This is a genomic window from Micromonospora sp. WMMC241 (genome assembly GCF_027460165.1).
GTDB lineage: Bacteria > Actinomycetota > Actinomycetes > Mycobacteriales > Micromonosporaceae > Micromonospora > Micromonospora humi.
This window is the reverse complement of the sequence record NZ_JAPZBF010000001.1, coordinates 6,558,378-6,574,012: the sequence shown is the minus strand read 5'-3', so window position 1 is coordinate 6,574,012 and position 15,635 is coordinate 6,558,378. Positions and strand designations below refer to the sequence as shown.

The following is a 15,635-nucleotide window of genomic DNA, read 5'->3' as shown; positions in this document are numbered from 1 at the left end:
GTGCCGGTTCCACCGAAGCCAGAGCGGGAAACCACATGCCCAGCAACACGGGTCCATCGATCGACACGATCACCGAGGGAGGACGGGTGACCCAGGTCGGCGAGGGTCAGGAAGCGGAGGAAACCTCTCCGGCGGTCGTGACCCTCGGTGCTCCCACCGTCGGTGAGCTCCTCGCCGAGCGCTACGAGCTGGTCGAGCACATCAACAACGACAGCGCCGGCCGGCTGGTCTGGCGCGGTGTCGACGTGGTGCTGCGCCGGCCCGTCGCGGTGGTCCTCCGCTATCCGGGTGGCGACTCCGCCACCGAGATGCTCCAGGCCGCGGTCGCCGCGAGCCGGGTGATCCATCCCAACCTGGTCGGCGTCTACGACGCCATCGACGAGGACGACCGGGCCTACGTGGTACGCGAGTGGGTCGACGGTCAGTCGCTGCGCGAGATGGTGGCCGCCGACGGTCCGCTGGACCCGGCCCGCGCCACCGCGATCGGCAACGCCGTCGCCAGCGCGCTGGCCGCAGTGCACGCCACCGGCATGGTGCACGGCAACATCCACCCCGGCACGGTGATGATCAGCGACGACGGCCGGGTGGTGGTGGCCGACGCGCGCACCGACGGGGCGGACAGCCAGGAGAACGACCTGCGGGCCGTCGGCGGGGTGCTCTACTTCGCCCTGACCGGGCACTGGCCGCACGGGGAGGCCCCGCTGCACGGCGCCACCGCCGGGCACGGTCGGGCCGCCCTGCCCGACGCCGTGCGGGACTCCGCCGGCGGCATCGCCGCGCCCCGCCAGGTGCGCGCCGGGGTGCCGGCCTATCTCGACGACCTCACCATGGACCTGCTCGACCCGGAGATCGCCCCGCCCTCGTCGGACGTGCTGTCCGCCGAGCTGAGTCGGCTCGACATCCCGGCCGACGAGCAGTTCCTGGAGCAGGCCGGGCCGTTGCGCTTCACCGCCGATCCCGGCGAGGAGCCGTCCCCGCTGGCCGCGGCCGGCGGCCGCAAGGTGGCGCTCGGTGTCGCCGGCCTGCTGGCGGTGGCCCTGGTCGGGCTGTTCATCGGGATCAACGTGCTCGGTGGCGGCGACGACGGCGGCAAGGAGCCGGTGTCCCAGCCCTCCAACAGCGCCCCCGCCACGGGCGGCGGCAGCAGCGAACCCGAAGCGCCCGCCGCCCGCAAGCTCAACGTCCAGGACGTCCGGATCATCGATCCGAAGAGCAAGGACCGCGCCGAGGTGCGCGACGCCGAGAAGGTCATCGACGGCACCGACGAAGAGGGCTGGGAGACCCAGACCTACCGGAACAACGGCAAGTTCGGCGGCCTCAAGGACGGCATGGGCATCTGGATCGACCTGGGCGCCCCGCACACGGTCAAGTCGGTGCAGGCCACGCTGTCGTCCGCAGGCGCGGCCGCCGAGCTGCGCACCGGCACCAACGGCGACTTCCCGTCCAGCTCCACCGGGGACAAGCAACTCGTCGCGGCCTACCCCACGGTGATCGGGCAGCCGTTCGAGAGCAGCGACTCCGGCACCAACATGATCTTCAACGGGTTCGACCCCGCCAAGAAGTACCAGTACCTCCTCTTCTGGATCACCGAGCTGCCGGAGAAGGACAGCGGCGGCTGGAAGCTGGGGGTTCAGGAGATCACGGTCCAGGGCTCGTGAGCCGCCCGCCGTACCCCCGTCGCCACCTCCCCCGGACGTGGTGATGGCGGGTCCCGGCGCGCGCACCTCCGGGCCGGCGACCGGCGACGGGCTGCCGGCCGGGTCCGACCTGGAGCTGCTCCGGGCCCACGTGGCCGGCGACCGGGACGCCTTCACCGAGCTGTTCCACAGGCATCGCGACCGGCTCTGGGCGGTGGCCCTGCGGACGATCGGCGACCGCGAGGACGCGGCCGACGCGCTCCAGGACGCGATGCTGTCGGCGCACCGCGCCGCGGCCCGCTTCCGGGGCGACTCGGCGGTCACCACCTGGCTGCACCGCATCGTGGTGAACGCGTGCCTGGACCGGATGCGGCGACGCCAGACCCACGCCACCGTCCCGCTGCCGGACGGGGTGCACGACGACGGGGAGCCCGGTCGGCACACCGGTGGGGTGGAACCGGCCGCGCCCGCCCGCGACCACGACACGGCGCTGGTGGTCCGGCAGGCGCTCGCGGCCCTGCCGGCGGAGCAGCGGGCGGCGCTCGTCCTGGTCGACGTGCAGGGCTACCCGGTGGCCGAGGTGGCCCGGATCCTCGGCGTCGCCGAGGGCACGGTGAAGAGCCGGTGCGCCCGCGGTCGGGCCCGGCTCGCCGTGGTCCTCGGGCACCTGCGTACCGGCTCGGACGACCCGACGGACGTGCCCCGGGTCACGGCGGGGAACCGCAGGCCGCCCGAGGGCGTCGGATCCTCGTCGGGGCACGCCCGACCGGACGCCAGCCAGGAGGAGCCGTGAGTTCCCGCCAGTTCAGCGAGGTCGACCACGACCTGCTCGCCGACTACCTCGGCGGGGCGCTGGACGGCACCCCCGAGCAGGCCACCGTGGCCCGGCTGGTCGAGCAGGAACCGGCCTGGGCCGAGGCGTACGACGCGCTGGCCCGCGCGACGGACCTGGTCCACGCCGACCTGGCCGCCTGGGCGGCGGAGCCCACCCCGGAGCTGCCGGTGGCGGTGTCCGACCGGATCACCGCCGCGCTCGCCGGCGCCGGCCCCGCTCCGGTCGCCGGCCACGTGCCCGACGCGCCCGGCCGCGAGGCGACGACGACAGTGCCGGCGCAACCCGTCCGGGCGACCCGTCCGCCCGGCCCGGCGTCCCGCTCCGAACGGCACCGCGGCCCGGGTCGGCGGTCCCGGCGCTGGGGCCGGGTCGCCGGACCGGTGGCCCTGGCCGCGGCCTCGGTCGCCGCGGCGGGTCTCGGCGTGAGTTGGCTGACGAACGCGGGCGGCTACGGCGACACCACGGCCGACCGGGCGGCCGGGGAGGCCGCGCCGGCCGTCGGCGCGCCGTACCGCACCACCGGGCCGGCCGTGCGCAGCGGCACGGACTGGACCCCGGAGCGCTTCGCCCCGGGTGTGGGCGGTGCCACGAAGGGCCCCGCCCGGCCGGACATGGCCGGACCGTCGGGTGCGGCGAAGGACGGCCGGGAGAGCCCGTTCTCCGCCGCCACGGAGGAGAAGCGGCTGAGCGCGCCCGGTGGGACGGACCGACTCGACCGCCCCGAGGCGCTGGCCGCCTGCCTGACCGCGATCGGCGCCGAGCACGGTGCCACCCCACTCACCGTCGACCTGGTCGACTACGCCCGGTTCCAGGGCGCCCCGGCGCTGGTGGTCACGTTCTCCGACGCCGGCGGCAGCCGCTGGGGCTGGGTGAGCGGACCGGAATGCGGCGTACCCGGGTCCGGCGCGGACACCCGGTTCCGCACGCGGGTAGGGTGAAACCGCGGTCAGCGGGCCTGTCCCGCCACGTGACGTGACCCACCGGATGACCGGCTCGGGAATCCCCGCTTCGTACGATGACGTTCTGCAAGTCAGGCGCCGGCCCTGCGCGCCGGTGACGAACACACACATCGGGAGACGGCAGTGGACGAGGTCCGCAACCTGATCATCATCGGCTCCGGGCCGGCCGGTTACACCGCGGCGGTCTACGCGGCACGCGCCAACCTCAAGCCGCTGGTGATCGAGGGCGTGCAGTCCGGTGGCGCGCTGATGACCACCACCGAGGTGGAGAACTTCCCCGGCTTCGCCGACGGCATCCTCGGTCCCGAGCTGATGGACAACATGCGCAAGCAGGCCGAGCGGTTCGGCGCCGAGTTCCTGACTGACGACGTGACCCGGGTCGAGCTGAAGGACACCGGCGAGATCGGCTCCGACGCGGTGAGCACCGTGTGGGTCGGCGAGACCGCCTACCGGGCCCGGGCCGTGATCCTCTCCACCGGCTCGGCGTGGCGTCCACTCGGCGTGCCGGGCGAGCAGGAATACCTCGGTCACGGCGTGTCGTCCTGCGCCACCTGTGACGGCTTCTTCTTCCGCAACCAGCACATCGTGGTGGTCGGCGGCGGCGACTCGGCCATGGAGGAGGCGAGCTTCCTCACCCGCTTCGCCGAGTCGGTGACGATCATCCACCGCCGCGACTCGTTCCGGGCCAGCAAGATCATGGCGGAACGCGCGCTCGGCAACGAGAAGATCAAGGTCGAGTGGAACACCACCGTCGAGGAGATCCTCGGCGACGACGGCAAGGTCAGCGGCGTCCGGGTGCGCAACGTGCACACCGGCGAGAGCAAGGTGCTGGACGTCACCGGCGTCTTCGTGGCGATCGGCCACGACCCGCGCAGCGAACTCTTCCGCGACCAGGTGGAGCTCGACGACGAGGGCTACGTCAAGGTGCAGGCGCCCAGCACCCGCACCGACGTGCCCGGCGTGTTCGCCGCCGGCGACGTGGTGGACCACACCTACCGGCAGGCCATCACGGCGGCCGGCACCGGGTGCGCGGCCGCGCTGGACGCCGAGCGCTTCATCGCCACCCTGCAGGGCTGAGAATTTCACGAGGAGGAGGGGTTCATAGTGGGAGCAACCAAGGCGGTCACGGACGCGAGCTTCGCGAACGACGTGCTGAAGTCCGACAAGCCGGTTCTGGTCGACTTCTGGGCGGAGTGGTGCGGTCCGTGCCGCAAGGTCTCGCCGCTGCTGGAGGAGATCGCGGGCGAGATGAGTGACCAGGTCACCATCGTCAAGCTCAACATCGACGAGAACCCCGAGACGGCGCGCACCTACCGGGTGATGTCCGTGCCGACGCTGACCATCTTCAAGGACGGCGAGCCGGTGCAGTCGATCGCCGGTGCCAAGCCGAAGGGCGAGCTGGTCAAGCTCATCGAATCGGCGCTCTGAGGCCGTACCCGACACCGCCGGAACCCCCGTCGCCCCGCCCGGGTGACGGGGGTTCCGGCTTTCCTGACCTGCGCGAACACGAACCCGGTGGGTGACCGGCCACGGTACGCTCCGTAGGCGTCCGTCGGAGTTCCGGTCCACCAGCTTCCGAGCAGAGGGGGTCGTCGTGCGTCCGATCCGACCCGGTGACCGGGGACCCGCGGTGGCCGAGATCCGCACCGTCCTCGCCGGCCTGGAACTCCTGCCCGCCGACGGCCACGCCGACGACTACGACGCCCAGACGGAGCGTGCGGTCCGCGCCTTCCAACAGTCACGCGGCCTGAGCGTCGACGGGCGCGTCGGCGCGGAGACCTGGCGGGCGCTGGACGCGGCCCGTTGGCGGTTCGGCGCCCGCGCCCTCTACCACGCCGTTCCCGAGCCCCTGACCGGCGAGGACGTGCGCTCACTCCAGGAGCGCCTGCTCGAGATGGGATACGACGTGGGCCGCGCCGACGCCATCTACGGCATCCGCACCTCCCGGGCGGTGGCCCAGTTCCAGCGCGAGATGGGGCTGAAGCCGGACGGCGCCTGCGGCCCGCACACCGTCAACGCGCTGCGCCGCCTCGGCCGCAAGGTGGTCGGCGGTCGACCGCAGTGGCTGCGCGAGTCCGACGCCATCCGCCAGGCCGGGCCGACGCTCGTCGGCCGGACCGTGGTGATCGACCCGGGCCACGGCGGCACCGACCCGGGCGTGGTGGTGCCCGACGGCGCGCTGCGCTGGAGCGAGGCGGACCTCGTGCACGACCTGGCCAGCCGGCTGGAGGGCCGACTCGCGGCGGCCGGCGTGCGAGTGCAGCTGACCCGGGGGCCCTCGCCGCTGACCTGCCTGCCGGACGCCGACCGGGCCCAGCTCGCCAACTCGCTCGGGGCTGACGTGTTCATCTCCCTGCACACCGACGGGCACGTCAACCCGGAGGCCGACGGGGTCGCCACCTACCACTACGGCACCGACAACGGGGTCACCTCGGCCACCGGGGAGCGCCTGGCCGGGTTGGTGCAGCGGGAGATCGTGGCCCGCACCGGGCTACGCGACTGCCGCACCCACGCGAAGGCGTGGGACCTGCTCCGGCTCACCCGGATGCCCGCGGTCCGCGTCGAGGTGGGCTACCTGACCTCTGCCCTGGACCGAGGCCGGCTGGTCGACCCCCGGTTCCGGGACCGGGTGGTCGAGGCGATCGTGGCCGGGGTGCAGAGGATGTACCTGCCGATCGAGCGGGACGTGCCGACCGGCTCGATCGACGTGAGCGAACTGCGGGCGATCGTGGCCGCCGGCACCGTTGTCGACTGAGTCGCGGGTCAGCTCATCGAGCGGGTGGCCGGAGCCGGGCGGACCGGGCGCAGCAGCGTCTCCGGGCTCATCGAGCCGAGCAGCTTCTCCAGCGCGTACTCGACGTCGGACTTCCAGCTCAACGCGGTGCGCAGTTCCAGGCGCAGGCGGGGGTAGCGGGGGTGCGGGCGGACCGTCTTGAAGCCCACCGACAGGAAGAAGTCGGCCGGGGCCAGGCAGGCCCGGTTCGGGTCGTCCGCGTCGTCGCCGAACTTGGCGTCGCCGAACGCCTCGATCGCCTTGATCCCCCGCTTGGTGAGGTCGCGGGCGACACCCTGCACCAGCATCCGGCCCAGGCCGCCGTCGGCGAACGCGGGCACCACGTGCGCGGTCGTCAGCAGCGCCGCGTCCGCCGAGACCGGCGAGGTGGGAAACGCCATCGAACGCGGGACGTACGCCGGCGGGGCGTACATGACGTAACCGGCGGGCATTCCGTCGACGTAGACCAGCTTGCCGCAGGAACCCCATTCCAGCAGCGTCTGGGAGACCCATGCCTCCTTCTCCAGCCCGGGGTCGCCGGCCGCGCAGGCCCGCTCGGCGGAGACCGGATCCAGCTCCCAGTAGACGCACCGCCGGCAGGATCGGGGGAGGTCCTCCAGGGTGTCCAGGGTCAGGCTGACCAGACGTCGCGACATGAGCGCACCCCACCAAACAGTCTCGGAGCGTCGGCCACCGCGGTGTCCCGCCGCCCTCCTGCTCCCGACGAGCGATCGTACGCCCCTGCCCGCCGGTGCGGGAGTGGACGCGCGAACCCCCACCCGGGCGGCGGACCGGTCGGTCCGGGATGTGGACGTGTCCACACGGCGGGTTCCGCGGCGGTCACCAGGGACTACCATCGACCAATCGGCCGCGCGCCGCCATTGGATGCCGGCATCGCGGGTACCACACCGGGCGGCAGCCCCGCCGACACCCGATCGAGGTGATGTCATGACCGGCACGACGCTCGACGACTACACCGACCGGTACGCCCGGCGTGTGCGGGGGATGACCGCCTCCGAGATCCGGGCACTCTTCGCGGTGGCCAGCCGGCCGGAGGTCGTGTCGCTCGCCGGGGGTGCGCCCTACATCGCCGCGCTGCCGCTCGACGCGGTCGGCGAGATGCTCGGCCGGCTCGGCGCCGAGCACGGCACCACAACCCTGCAGTACGGCATCGGCCAGGGCACCCTCGATCTGCGCGAGCGGATCTGTGAGGTGATGGCCCTCTCCGGGATCGACGCGTCCTGCGGCGCCTCCCCGGAGGACGTGGTGGTGACCGTCGGCGGCCAGCAGGCCCTCGACCTGGTGGCCCGCCTCTTCCTGGACCCGGGTGACGTGGTGCTCGCCGAGGGCCCGACGTACGTCGGCGCGCTCGGGGTGTTCCAGGCCGCCCAGGCCCAGGTGGCCCATGTGCCGATGGACGACGAGGGCCTCATCCCGGAGGCGCTGGAGATCGCCATCGCCGACCTGGCGCGGGCCGGCCGGCGGGTGAAGTTCCTCTACACCATCCCGACCTACCAGAACCCCGCCGGCGTGACGCTGAGCGAGGAGCGGCGGGAGCGGGTGCTCGACATCTGCGAACGCGCCGGGCTGCTCGTGGTGGAGGACGACCCGTACGGTCAGCTCGGTTTCTCCGGCGAGGCGCCCGCGCCGCTGCGGGCCCGGCGGCGCGACGGGGTCTTCTACCTCAGCACGTTCTCCAAGACCTTCGCCCCCGGCCTCCGGGTGGGCTGGATCCTCGCCCCGCACGCGGTCCGCGACAAGCTGGTCATCGCCAGCGAGGCGCAGATCCTCTGCCCGAGCGGATTCGCGCAGGCGGCCGTCTCCACCTACCTCGCCACCATGCCCTGGCGGGAGCAGCTCAAGATCTACCGGGAGGTCTACCGCGAGCGCCGGGACGCGCTGCTCGACGCGCTGGCCGACCTGATGCCCGAGGGCACCACCTGGACCACACCCGCCGGTGGCCTCTTCGTCTGGGCGACCCTGCCGGACGGGCTCGACGCCAAGGCGATGATGCCGCGGGCCGTCGCCGCCCGGGTGGCGTACGTGCCGGGCACCGGCTTCTACGCCGACGGGACGGGCACCGGGAACATGCGGCTCAACTTCTCCTTCCCGCCGCCGGAGCGGATCCGTGAGGGCGTCCGCCGGCTGGCCGGCGTGATGGAACAGGAGATCGCCATGCGGCGGGTGTTCGGGGCGATCGGCGGCACCGGGCCGCGCCGCCGCCAGGGCGGCTCGGACACGCCCGGCCCCGACTTGGCATGATGCCGGCATGGCCGTCAGTCCTGCCGCACCGACACCCGTGACCGGATCCTCCGCCGACGAGCTGCACGTGCTGGTGCTCGCCGGTGGCCTCTCCTACGAGCGGGACGTCTCGCTGCGGTCCGGCCGCCGCGTGCTCGACGCGCTGCGCGCGGTGGGCGTCGAGGCGGAGCTGCGGGACGCCGACGTCGCGCTGCTGCCCGCGCTGACCGCCGACCCGCCCGACGCGGTGGTGATCGCCCTGCACGGCGCCACCGGCGAGGACGGCTCGCTGCGCGGCGTGCTCGACCTCTGCGACGTGCCCTACGTCGGCTGCGACGCCCGTTCCTCCCGGCTCGCCTGGGACAAGCCGTCGGCCAAGGCCGTGCTGCGCGAGGCCGGCATTCCCACGCCCGACTGGGTGGCGTTGCCGCACGACCGATTCTCCGAGTTGGGCGCGGTCGCCGTCCTGGACCGGATCGTCGATCGACTCGGGCTGCCGCTGATGGTCAAGCCGGCGCAGGGCGGGTCGGGCCTGGGCGCCGCCGTGGTCCGGGAGGCCGCGTCGCTGCCGGCCGCGATGGTCGGCTGTTTCGCGTACGACCAGACGGCGCTGGTGGAACGCTACGTGCCCGGGATGGACGTGGCGGTTTCCGTGCTCGACCTGGGCGAGGGTCCGCAGGCCCTGCCCCCGGTGGAGATCGTGCCCCGCAACGGCGTCTACGACTATGCCGCCCGCTACACCGCCGGGCGCACCACCTGGCATGCGCCGGCCCGGCTCGACGCCGCGACGACCGCACGGGTGACCGAGGTGGCGCTCGCCGCGCACACCGCACTCGGCCTGCGCGACGTGTCCCGGGTCGACCTGATCGTCGACGCGGAGGGCCAGCCGCACGTGCTGGAGGTCAACGTCTCACCCGGGATGACCGAGACCTCGCTGCTGCCGCTGGCCATCCAGGCGGCCGGGCTCGACTTCGGTCGGGTGCTGGGCACCCTGGTCGGCCGGGCCGCCGCCCGCCGCCCGCCGAGCTGACTCAGCCGGCGGCGCCCGCACGCCCGCCGTTCGGCGTCGTACCTTCCTCTTCGGCGGGCCGCGCCGTGTCATCGCCCGCGTGCACCGTCCCCGGCTCGCCGGCCCCGGCGTGACCGCTGTCATGGTCCGGCCCCGTGCCGCTCCGCCCTGGGCCGCTCCGCCTCGCGCCGCCGGTCGAGGTCGCGCCGGCGCCCGACCCCGCGTCGTCAGTCCCATGGCCGTCGGCGGTCGGGTAGCTGCCCTCGGTCCCGTGGCCGTCGTCGGTCGGGTCGGCGTCGCCGTAGTCTCCGGAACCGCCGTTACCGTCGACTGCGGCTCCGGAGTCGCCGGCCGCGCGGACCGCGCCCGGATCGGCGGCCGCGCGGCTCGACTCGACGCCGTCCGCGTCCCCCTCCGTCGGCTCGGCCTCCGGGATCTCGTCCGCGGCCTCGATCACGGACAGGGTCTCCTCCTCCGGCTCCTCGGCCGCGCTCGCCGGTGACGGCGAGGAGAGGCTCGACGGCGCTTGCCACCGGATGCGCGGCGGCTCGGCGAGAGGGCGGCCACCGAACTCGGCGAGCCAGGCGGCCACCATGGCCAGGTTCTCCCGCCACTGCTCCTCGGAGATCGGCGGCAGGATCGAATCCCACAACGACAGGAACGTGCCACGCAGTTGCAGCCGCCCGTACGGCCGGGCCAGGAACCACATGTGCAGATGCGCGGAACCGTCGCCCCACCGGTTGACGTGCACGCGAGCCACGCCGTCCAGCGAGCGGATGGCCCGCTCCAGGCGGACGGTCATCACGCCCAGCTCGGCGGCGAGCAGGTTCGGCAGGTCGCCGAGGTCGAGGTGGGAGCGGGACTCCAGGATCAGGACCATGGGCAGCCCGGTGGGTCGGTCCATGGTGCGGACCCGCCATCGCTCACCGACCCAGATGTACGCCTCGTCGGGGGCGTTGCACGCGGTGCACTCCCGGTCCGCCTCGCCCCGACGGGGAGGTTCGACCGGTACGGGATCGTCGAGTTGCTTGACGCGGATCTCGCCCTCGAACGGGAAGGAGGGCCACTGGGTGAAGTCCGGGACTGAGGGAGGGGTGTCCTGCACGACGCTGACCCTAACCGAGTTGGCGACGCCTGTCCCTACCGTGCCCGGCGCAGATCCACCGGGACCGACGGGTTGTCCACCACGTTGTCCACAGGGTGCCGAGATCACCACCACAGCGCGTCATCCACAGCTCAGCAACGGTTTTCGCCGCTTGTTTCACGTGAAACGGCGCCGCCCTGTGGACAACCGCTGTGGATAACTTTGGTGGCACCAGCGGGGCGCACCGGCCCCTTCTTCTCAACGAACGAGCGCCGCCTTCGCCTCGCGTTCAGGCATCCCGATGTCGCCCGTCGCCGGTCCGCCGCACCGACCAGCCTAGTCGTTTCACGTGAAACAGAGTTGGGGCGACTGGCTGCGGTGGAGCAGGTCAGCATCCACGGGAGCTAAGAGCGTCCCGACGAGCGCAACCGCCGCTGCTTCCCGTCGGTCGAGGCCTTCGTTCGAGCCTCGCTTGCCGTCTCGCGGACGCGGCCATGGCTGATCGGCGAACCACCGAGCCGCCGCTGCGGGCCGCCGCGGTTTCACGTGAAACGCAACGTCCTCGTTCCCCGGTCAGGAGTCAGATCCTCCCCGTCCACGGTGAAGTGCCCCAGCCTCGCGACGGCAGCAGATTCGCCCCTAGGCGTCGGGGTTCCGGTCGGGGACCCGTGGGGCAGGGTCCACCCGCCCCAGTGGCCCAGACACCGACGTGGGCTGCACTACGGGATCACACGCGAGGGCCACGGGCACGGCTGCACGTGCTCGTGCACCCGAATCTGGCCGGTCCTGAAATACTGCCCGGAACGTCGTCCCAAATAGCGGCACCGATGCGCCCAATAAGAGAGGGTTCCGAGCGGGGCATCAGACGCGCCTGAACTACGCGGGCCGCTGATCGAGCGGGCCGACAGGCCAGGGGTACGGCGCTGACCGGCCCGAGGTGTGACATGAGGACGCGGATGGCGCGGGCGGCGCGGGCGGCACGAGGACGCGGGCGGCACCAGGACGCAGGAGGCGAGGGCGGCACGAGGACGCGGGCGACGCGGGCGGCACGGGCCCGGCTCGTGTCGAGTGACGCAACGCCTTGGCGGAACCGCACCGCGCCGGGGGCCGCCGGGAGGAGCGAACGGCGGTCTGTCGCGGAACTGCGGTGCCTCATGGGGCGCGCCTGCGGTGTCTCGGTTTGGCACGCGCACGAGCCTTATCGTCTCGCCCTGATCCCACTGCGCGCGGTCCGGACAGAGATGAAGGCGAGCGCCGGCGCGTCGGCCGGCGACCGGGCTCAGGGCTCAGGGCTCAGGGCTACGGCGTCACATCGGCGACGGCGGTGGGCCCTTCCTTAAGGACCGTGCTCCGCGTGCGTGAGTCAGCGGGCCCGAATGATGATCGGAGCGCGCACCCCGTTTCACGTGAAACGACGAGGGACCCGGGAGCCGGGCGATGCCCGGAAAGGTGCCACCGCCAGTCGAGCGCCCGCCCCGGAACGACATCGGCCGCACCACCCGATGGTGGTGCGGCCGAAACCGAACAGAAGCCGGGGCTACTCGTCGAGCTGTCCCTCCTCGCTCACCCCGATGATGCCGACGATCCGCTCCAAGTCGTCGACCGTCGCGAACTCGATCGTGATCTTGCCTTTGCTCCGGCCGATGTCCACCTTCACCCGCGTGTCGAACCGATCGGAGAGCCGGTCGGCGAGATCGGAGAGCGCCGGCGCATGCGCCTTGGTGCGGCGCTTCGCGGCAGGGGCCTTTGCCGGCCCGTCAGCGAGCGCCAGAGCCACCAGTTCCTCGGTGCCGCGTACGGAGATGCCCTCGGCGACGATCCGCGTGGCGAGCTTCTCCTGAGCCTCGGCGTCGTCGAGGCTCAGCAGCGCCCGGGCATGACCGGCGGAAAGCACCCCGGCGGCGACGCGCCGTTGCACGACCGCGGGGAGGTTCATCAGTCGGATCGTGTTGGAGATCTGCGGACGGCTACGCCCGATCCGGCGCGCCAACTCCTCGTGGGTGGCGCCGAACTCCTCCAGCAACTGCTGGTAGGCCGCTGCCTCTTCGAGCGGGTTCAGGTTGGCGCGGTGGATGTTCTCCAGGAGCGCGTCCCGGAGCATCGCGTCGTCCTTGGTGTCCCGCACGATGGCCGGGATGCTCTCCCGCCCGACCGCCTGGGCGGCACGCCAGCGCCGCTCGCCCATGACGAGTTCGTACTTCTCGCCGTCGAGCTGCCGGACGACGATCGGCTGGAGGAAGCCGACCTCCTGGATCGAGGTCTTCAGCTCCTCCAGCGCCTCCTCGTCGAAGACGTGCCGGGGCTGCTTCGGGTTCGGCACGATGGCGTCGACCGAGATCTCGGCGAAGCGGGCACCGGGCACCGGGCTCAGCTCGATCTCCGGCTCGACCGGCGCCGTGGTGCCGCCGACCGTACCGGTCACGACGGCGGACGCGCCGGTGACGGGCGGAGCCGGGGCGGGAGCCGTCGATACCGCCTCCGTCTCGGCGCCGTCCGGCGCCGCGTCCGGCGGAGGGCCGGTGGGGATGAGGGCGCCGAGCCCTCGGCCCAGGCCGCCGCGGGGACGGTTCTTCATGCGACGCCTCCCAGCGACTTCTCCGTACTACGCATTCCGGCTCACCGGCTCCTTGACCCCTCGCTCAGCGATCTCCTGGGCGGCCTCGAAGTAGCTCGTGGCACCCCGCGATCCGGGATCGTAGGTCATCACCGACTGGCCGTAGCTGGGCGCCTCGGAGACCCGCACGTTGCGGGGGATGACGGCCTGGAGGACCTTGTCGCCGAAGTGGTTCCGGACGTCCTGTTCCACCGCGTCGGCCAGCCGGGTACGCCGGTCGTACATGGTCAGCAGGATGGTGGAGACATCGAGCTTCGGGTTCAGGTGCTGGCGTACCAGGTTGATGTTGTTTATCAACTGGTTGAGACCTTCCAGCGCGTAGTACTCGCACTGGATCGGGATGAGCACCTCCTGCGCGGCGACCAACGCGTTGACGGTCAGCAGGCCGAGCGAGGGCGGGCAGTCGATGAAGACGTAGTCGAAGTGACCCGGGTACGCCTCGATGGCCCGCGACAGGCGGGACTCGCGGGCGACCACCGAGACCAGCTCGATCTCGGCACCGGCCAGATCTATGGTGGCCGGCACACACCACAGGTTGGGGATGCCCTCGACCGCTTGGGCGACCTCCGCGAGCGGAACGCTGTCGATCAGGCAGTCGTAGACGTCCGGCACTCCGGTGTGGTGCGGCACGTTGAGCCCGGTCGAGGCGTTGCCCTGCGGGTCGAGGTCGACCACGAGCACGCGGTTGCCGTGCAGCGCGAGCGCCACCGCGAGGTTCACGGTGGTGGTGGTCTTGCCCACGCCACCCTTCTGGTTGGCGACGCACATCACCCGGGTCCGGTCGGGACGGGGCATGGAGACCTCGCCACTGGGATTCAGGATCTGCACGGCGCGCATCGCCTCCATAGCCAACGGTGGGTCATCCTCTTCGCGCGTCGGGGTTTCACGTGAAACGTACGGGTCGGCACCGGTCTCTTCCGCGTACCCGGTAGCCGGTGGCGTGTCGGCCGGTGATGTCGTGGTCTCGACGGCGGCGGCGCCGGGCTGGTGCGGCACGGCGGAGGCCGGGGTCTGCGGCTCGAAGCGCGCCGAGACCGCGACGTTCGCACGGGCCGCTGCCGGCCGGGGAGTCGGGGCGTTCACCGGGCCGTCGCTCGGATCGTGCGGGTCACGGACCGGCGGGACATTGGCCGGCGCGGAAGAGACCGGCCGGACGGCGCCGGTCGACGGATCCGGCCGTGCGGTCGGATCGACGGGGTGCGGGGATGCGTCACGGGGATCGTTCACCGCCCACTCCTGATAGCTGGTTTCACGTGAAACGGGATCGTCGGGTGATCGCCCGTCGCCCCCGGTCAGCCGAGGATCGTCGTACCTGCCGTCGTCATGCACCTGTCATCCCTACCCGCTCCGGATGGTCGGTCCGCACCCGTCAGTCGGGCCCCGCACTTCGCGCGGCGTCACCGGCCCGGCGGGAACGGTCGGGGTCGGGTGCCACCCGGCGCCGCCGCTCCAGACTATCGACGCGCGGTCAGCCTACGGCCGACGGGCGCGGCGGGTCCATGTCGGGTTGTGATCGATCCGGTCACGTCCCCTCCGGTCCAACGACCGACGGGGGGCCACGGAAGCCTTACCGGGTCAGCGATCCCGGTTCCGGCCGCCGCGCCGGCGACCGCCACGTGAGCGCTTCGGGCCCTTCGGCTTGCGCTGGTTGACCACCCGCTCCCGGACCACCTCGACCACGGTGGCGGCGGGCTCGATCACCCCGATGCCGCACTGACGCAGTTCGGGCTCCCCACCGCCGACCCGACCGACGGCCTCGGCGTGCTCGGTGATCTCCTCGGCCGCGGACGCGCCCTTGAGCGCGAGCAGTCGTCCGCCCGGTGCGAGCAGCGGAAGGCACCAGGTGGCGAGCCGGTCCAGTGGCGCCACCGCGCGTGCCGTGACGATGTCGGCGCTCAGCGGATCGCGGTCCCGGGAACCGGCCGCCGCTTCCTCGGCCCGCCCCCGGAACACCCGTACCGACTTGGTCAGACCGAGGCGTTGGATCGCCTCGACCAGGAAGGACACCCGTCGGGCGAGCGGCTCGACAAGCGTCACGGAGAGATCGGGTCGCGCGATCGCCAGCACCAGCCCGGGCAGCCCCGCCCCGGAGCCGACGTCGATCACGCTGGCCCCCTCCGGGATCCGCTCCGCCACCACGGCGCAGTTGAGCAGGTGCCGATCCCAGAGGCGGGGCGTCTCGCGGGGCCCGATCAGGCCGCGGACCACGCCCTCGGTGGCGAGCAGTTCGGCGTACGCGGCGGCGAGGTCCAGCCGATCGCCGAAGAGCGACTGTGCGGCCTCCGCCAGCTCGGGCGGCAGGGACGCGTCGGCCGGATCGGGCACGGCGCCGGTCGCCGGCACGGCCACACCACCGTCCACCCCGGACGGATCGGCGACGGCTCCCGGATCGGCGAACGCCGGCTCGGCCACGGCGTCCGGCTCGGCGAAGAACGGATCGGCCGCGCCAGCCGGCACGTCGGACTCGACGGGTTCGGCGACCG

At 72.7% G+C, this 15,635-nt stretch carries 13 protein-coding genes; 8 read left to right on the top strand and 5 right to left on the bottom strand.

Annotated elements, in window-relative coordinates:
- Nucleotides 1-35 precede the first annotated feature (35 nt).
- From O7598_RS30020 to O7598_RS29995, 6 genes are all read left to right on the top strand, one after another.
- Nucleotides 36-1,658: a protein kinase family protein gene (locus tag O7598_RS30020; RefSeq protein WP_269694528.1), complete on the top strand. Its 1,623-nt coding sequence runs from the start codon at nucleotides 36-38 to the stop codon at nucleotides 1,656-1,658.
- Nucleotides 1,659-1,701: 43 nt separating this feature from the next.
- Nucleotides 1,702-2,430: an RNA polymerase sigma factor SigM gene (gene sigM, locus O7598_RS30015; protein ID WP_269694527.1), complete on the top strand. Its 729-nt coding sequence runs from the start codon at nucleotides 1,702-1,704 to the stop codon at nucleotides 2,428-2,430.
- Nucleotides 2,427-3,410: a hypothetical protein gene (locus tag O7598_RS30010; RefSeq protein ID WP_269694526.1), complete on the top strand. Its 984-nt coding sequence runs from the start codon at nucleotides 2,427-2,429 to the stop codon at nucleotides 3,408-3,410. Before sigM ends, O7598_RS30010 begins: the two co-directional genes overlap by 4 nt.
- Before the next feature lie 144 nt (nucleotides 3,411-3,554).
- Nucleotides 3,555-4,508 (top strand): thioredoxin-disulfide reductase, encoded by a 954-nt coding sequence (gene trxB, locus O7598_RS30005; protein ID WP_269694525.1) that lies wholly within the window; start codon nucleotides 3,555-3,557, stop codon nucleotides 4,506-4,508.
- A 27-nt stretch (nucleotides 4,509-4,535) separates the two neighbouring features.
- Nucleotides 4,536-4,859 (top strand): thioredoxin, encoded by a 324-nt coding sequence (gene trxA, locus O7598_RS30000; RefSeq protein ID WP_269694524.1) that lies wholly within the window; start codon nucleotides 4,536-4,538, stop codon nucleotides 4,857-4,859.
- A 166-nt stretch (nucleotides 4,860-5,025) separates the two neighbouring features.
- Entirely contained in the window at nucleotides 5,026-6,186 is a 1,161-nt protein-coding gene (locus tag O7598_RS29995) for an N-acetylmuramoyl-L-alanine amidase (protein ID WP_269694523.1), read from the top strand.
- Nucleotides 6,187-6,194: 8 nt separating this feature from the next.
- On the opposite strand, the gene O7598_RS29990 is transcribed toward O7598_RS29995, so the two are convergent.
- A complete protein-coding gene (locus O7598_RS29990; protein WP_269694522.1) occupies nucleotides 6,195-6,860 on the bottom strand; it encodes a GNAT family N-acetyltransferase in 666 nt (221 codons plus the stop codon).
- 292 nt (nucleotides 6,861-7,152) lie between these two features.
- Here O7598_RS29990 and O7598_RS29985 point away from each other — a divergent pair, with 292 nt between their 5' ends.
- Both O7598_RS29985 and O7598_RS29980 read left to right on the top strand, forming a co-directional pair.
- Complete coding sequence (locus O7598_RS29985) at nucleotides 7,153-8,466, top strand: aminotransferase-like domain-containing protein (protein WP_269694521.1); 1,314 nt, start codon at nucleotides 7,153-7,155, stop codon at nucleotides 8,464-8,466.
- 7 nt (nucleotides 8,467-8,473) lie between these two features.
- Complete coding sequence (locus tag O7598_RS29980; protein WP_269694520.1) at nucleotides 8,474-9,475, top strand: D-alanine--D-alanine ligase family protein; 1,002 nt, start codon at nucleotides 8,474-8,476, stop codon at nucleotides 9,473-9,475.
- 1 nt (nucleotide 9,476) lies between these two features.
- Here O7598_RS29980 and O7598_RS29975 read toward each other — a convergent pair whose 3' ends face one another.
- From O7598_RS29975 to rsmG, 4 genes are all read right to left on the bottom strand, one after another.
- The gene (locus O7598_RS29975) at nucleotides 9,477-10,559 is read right to left on the bottom strand and encodes a hypothetical protein (protein WP_442929905.1); all 1,083 of its coding nucleotides are present in this window, start codon (nucleotides 10,557-10,559) and stop codon (nucleotides 9,477-9,479) included.
- A 1,516-nt stretch (nucleotides 10,560-12,075) separates the two neighbouring features.
- Nucleotides 12,076-13,113: a ParB/RepB/Spo0J family partition protein gene (locus tag O7598_RS29970; RefSeq protein WP_269694519.1), complete on the bottom strand. Its 1,038-nt coding sequence runs from the start codon at nucleotides 13,111-13,113 to the stop codon at nucleotides 12,076-12,078.
- Between the two features lie 27 nt (nucleotides 13,114-13,140).
- On the bottom strand, nucleotides 13,141-14,481 hold the full coding sequence (locus O7598_RS29965) for an AAA family ATPase (RefSeq protein ID WP_269694518.1): 1,341 nt from the start codon (nucleotides 14,479-14,481) through the stop codon (nucleotides 13,141-13,143).
- A 246-nt stretch (nucleotides 14,482-14,727) separates the two neighbouring features.
- On the bottom strand, nucleotides 14,728-15,477 hold the full coding sequence (gene rsmG, locus O7598_RS29960; protein WP_269695033.1) for a 16S rRNA (guanine(527)-N(7))-methyltransferase RsmG: 750 nt from the start codon (nucleotides 15,475-15,477) through the stop codon (nucleotides 14,728-14,730).
- Between the last annotated feature and the right edge of the window lie 158 nt (nucleotides 15,478-15,635).